Source organism: Viscerimonas tarda (assembly GCF_054601255.1).
Map to the genome: position 1 here is coordinate 1 of NZ_BAAHWV010000085.1, position 3,646 is coordinate 3,646.

Here is a 3,646-nt window from a genome sequence, read left to right on the forward strand (position 1 = left end):
GCGAATAATTGATAACTAATTATTATGGATGGTATAAAGCATTACATAAACAATTTCATTCAGGAACACAAATATCTTCTTCAAGGTATTAGAATAATCCTTATAGCCAATGTTATAAGTCAAACAAAGCACAAAGAAACAAGAAGTTTCAATAATATCGCCATAGAATTTTTTACAGAAGAGGAAATAGATGAAATCATTCAAGGATTACGAAATAATGGATTATATGTCGATGTGTATTTTGATGAACATTGTTTTATTGACGATGTAATTAACAATAATATAAAAGATATTCATAACATATTAATTTTCAATCTTACAAGAAATGGATTTGGCATTGGTAAAAAGGCTCTGATTCCATCCTTTTGTGACTTGTTTAATATTAAATATACAGGCAGTAATGCGTATGCCACATCATTAGCACGACATAAATACCATTATTCTAAATTATTATCCGCTTTAAATTTATGTGGCACTCCTTCTTGGTTATTCGATAAAGGAAATTGGTTTATGGAAACTCCGCCCAAAGAATTGCAAATAATTTTAAAACCAACCTTTGAATCGGCAAGTAAGGGTATAAATATTCAATCAATAATGAATACCTCACAAAATGATTTTTTTGAAAAAATATCAGAATATCAAAAACGATACAATCAACCTATAATTTGCCAAGAATTTATTAGCGGTTATGAAGTTGAAGTTCCCATAATAGAAACATATTCTTCATTATTGGCATTCCCGCCAACAGGAATTAAAATAAATAATAATATGTTTATCGGAGATTCCATTATAAGTGAGGAAATATCAAGCTCATACGGTTATGATTTTTATTTAGCACAAAATGTATTCGATAAAAAATTTATAGAAACGCTATTGGATATTGCAAAAAAGAGTTTTAAATGTATTGGTTTAAGTAATTACGGAAGAATAGATTTTAGAATTAGTAAAGACCAAAAAGTTTATGTAACTGATATTTCGGCTACTCCTTATGTAATATCACACAGTTCCTTTAATTATGTTTTTCAACAGTTGGGTTTTGAACAAAAAGATATATTTTTGTTAATCGTTTTGTCCGCCTTAGTAAACAAAAGTATTATGTAGTGTAAAATTGCATATCCGAAAATAAGAAACCTAAACCTACAAAATTCCACGACTTACCCAATTTATTTGGGTATTGTTTCAAAAAGTATATCAATAAATCTTGCGTATCCAAATTAACTTTTTCTTTTATCAATATTTGAAATAGTCTTGTTCGTTCTTCAAAAAAAGGTTTCATATTAGGCATCAATCTTGAAGTATGTTTCTCTACTATATCTAAATGTTTTTTTGATTGATAATAATTCTTTTCTATGTAGGATATACTGGCAAGATTGGAATAAACATATATGTGATAAAAAGCATCTTCATTATTTTCTAATTGTTGCGCAATTTCATACAATATATGTTTAGCAGTTTCTATATCTCCCGATAAACAATAAAGACTTGCTCTGTTTATATTCAATATTTTAGTTCCATAATTATTATTCGTTTTTTCAATGTAATTTTCAAACGCAGTAATGGCATTAATAGTATTTGTTGAAAAATTGCTCTGGTCAGTTAATGTGTAAAGATAATTTGCTAAAATATAGTTGTTTATAAACTTATGTGGCTCTGGAAAAGAAATCGAAATACTATTTTTCATTAATTCTGTACAAGAATTTAATGTGTTTATGGCTTCTGAGTAATTGCCTGTAAATATTAATAATCCGGAATAATTACATAAACATTTGTAGTATTCTATTGTATAATAATTAGAAGAATAAAAGTTTAAGCATTCATTTGTCCTTTTTAATGCTATTTCCGGGGAATACAATGGTGATGATTTTCTTTTATATTCATAATAATATTGTTCTAAATTATCATTTTGATTATATTTTTGATATAAAGCCAAAAACTTATGTTCCATAAGTTTAGCTTGTTGAGAATTATTGAGTTTATCAGCATAAAGATTCATTAAAATTAATAGTGTATTTATACTTAATTCAATTTCCGCATTTTCAGTAAAATAATTCAATGCCGCTTCTAAAATGATTGCTGCCTTTTGAAATTGTTCTGTTCTAAATTCATGTTGAATTAGAATTTCCGAATATAACAAATTTCTATAATGAGAGAGAAATTCTGTTGGTATATCAATTGTATCAAGTTCTTCAAACACTTTGATACTTTCTGCCAATTTGTGTTGCTTATATAATTCGGTGGCTTTTTTAATTGACGAGAAGAACACAGACCAATGAATATCCGATATTGTTTTTAAAATATATGTATGTATTTTTGTTGGTATTTCAATACCATTCATTAGGCATTTTATGTATCCCACTAAATAGTATTTAATTGCATTTTTATGATTTAAAGCACATTGATAATGGAATCCTATCAACATTGTTTCCGTAGGTCTAAGAATCTTCAGACATTCTGCATATTTATCATGCCATATTCTTTGCTGACTATCCAATCTTTTGAAAAATAAATCTCTGATTAAAGGATGAATAAATCTTGCTGTCTTTTCTTCGTCAATCGTAAATTGTCTTAAACAAGCATTGCTTATATATTCACTTAAAGTATGATAATCTGTTTTTAACAATTCAGACAAATCATATTTATTGAACACATTTCCGATTATAGACGCAATTTCTAATGTTTCAATTGTTTCCGCAGCATACTGATTCTCTTTGAAATACTGTGCTAAAGTCATATTAAACAATTTCAAAAATATATCTATTATTTCCTCTTTTGTTTTCAGACTTTCCTGATATTTTTCAATAAACTCTAATTTGTTATCTTCCTGATATTTTTCAATAATAGACAATAAGTTTTTTGTTAATTCGATATGCCCTTTGGTAATTACAAAAAGCATATTTATTATCTCATTATTTTCAAATTGTTTAGTCGAGATAAATTTTAATATAATTTCAATATAATCTTTTTTAGATATATCTTCAATCTCAATTCTTTTACAATTGTTTTGAAAAATAATATCTGGATTATTTTCTTGATTGCTGGTTGTTGCAAACAAATAATACACATTATTCTTTGATATTTTGTGAAATGTATGAATTAAATTATTTAGAAAGTTGAATGTATGAGTACTCATCCAATGCGCATTATCAAAGAAAATAATTAATGGCTTATCTTTTGATAATTTAGATAATTGATTGATAATGTCGCATTCCTCTTCTATAAATAAATTCATCGTATCAGAATTGAAATGATTCATACCCCAATTAAGAATAACGTCCAGAACTGTGTCTATTACGTTTCCAACGTGTGGGATGTCTTTTGATGCTTTGGATAATTTTTTCACAGTATTATCATCTATTTTTGATTTTTTCTTTGATGAAAGATAGTCAAAAATCGCTAATTTAAGTTCTCTATGGTCTGTCGTAGAAATACTACTATCACTGAATGTACAGTGTAATAGATTAAAATCTGTTTTACTTTTTATGAAAGAATCACATATATATGTTTTTCCTACACCTGATTTTCCGGATACTAAAACACTTGTGCTGCTTTGAAATCCGGATTCTATCATTTCTATATATTTCTTCTGAAAAGAAAATAGTGTACTATCCATTGGATTTATGATAATAATTAGTTATCAATTATTCGC

The 3,646-nt window shown here is 26.9% G+C and carries 2 protein-coding genes; one reads left to right on the forward strand and one right to left on the reverse strand.

Annotated features, from left to right (window positions below; genetic code table 11):
• Positions 1-24: 24 nt before the first annotated feature.
• Positions 25-1,101 carry a D-alanine--D-alanine ligase family protein gene (locus tag ACYPWY_RS15695; protein WP_459686487.1) on the forward strand — a complete coding sequence of 359 codons (1,077 nt, stop codon included), beginning with the start codon at positions 25-27 and terminating at the stop codon, positions 1,099-1,101.
• On the opposite strand, the gene ACYPWY_RS15700 is transcribed toward ACYPWY_RS15695, so the two are convergent.
• Positions 1,094-3,610 (reverse strand): AAA family ATPase, encoded by a 2,517-nt coding sequence (locus tag ACYPWY_RS15700; RefSeq protein ID WP_459686488.1) that lies wholly within the window; start codon positions 3,608-3,610, stop codon positions 1,094-1,096. The two genes, ACYPWY_RS15695 and ACYPWY_RS15700, sit on opposite strands and share 8 nt — an antisense overlap.
• Positions 3,611-3,646 lie beyond the last annotated feature (36 nt).

Coding starts and splice junctions, on each gene's coding strand:
- ACYPWY_RS15695 (WP_459686487.1), top strand. CDS start 25: ATGGATGGTATAAAGCATTACATAAACAATTTCATTCAGGAACACAAA.
- ACYPWY_RS15700 (WP_459686488.1), bottom strand. CDS start 3,610: ATGGATAGTACACTATTTTCTTTTCAGAAGAAATATATAGAAATGATA.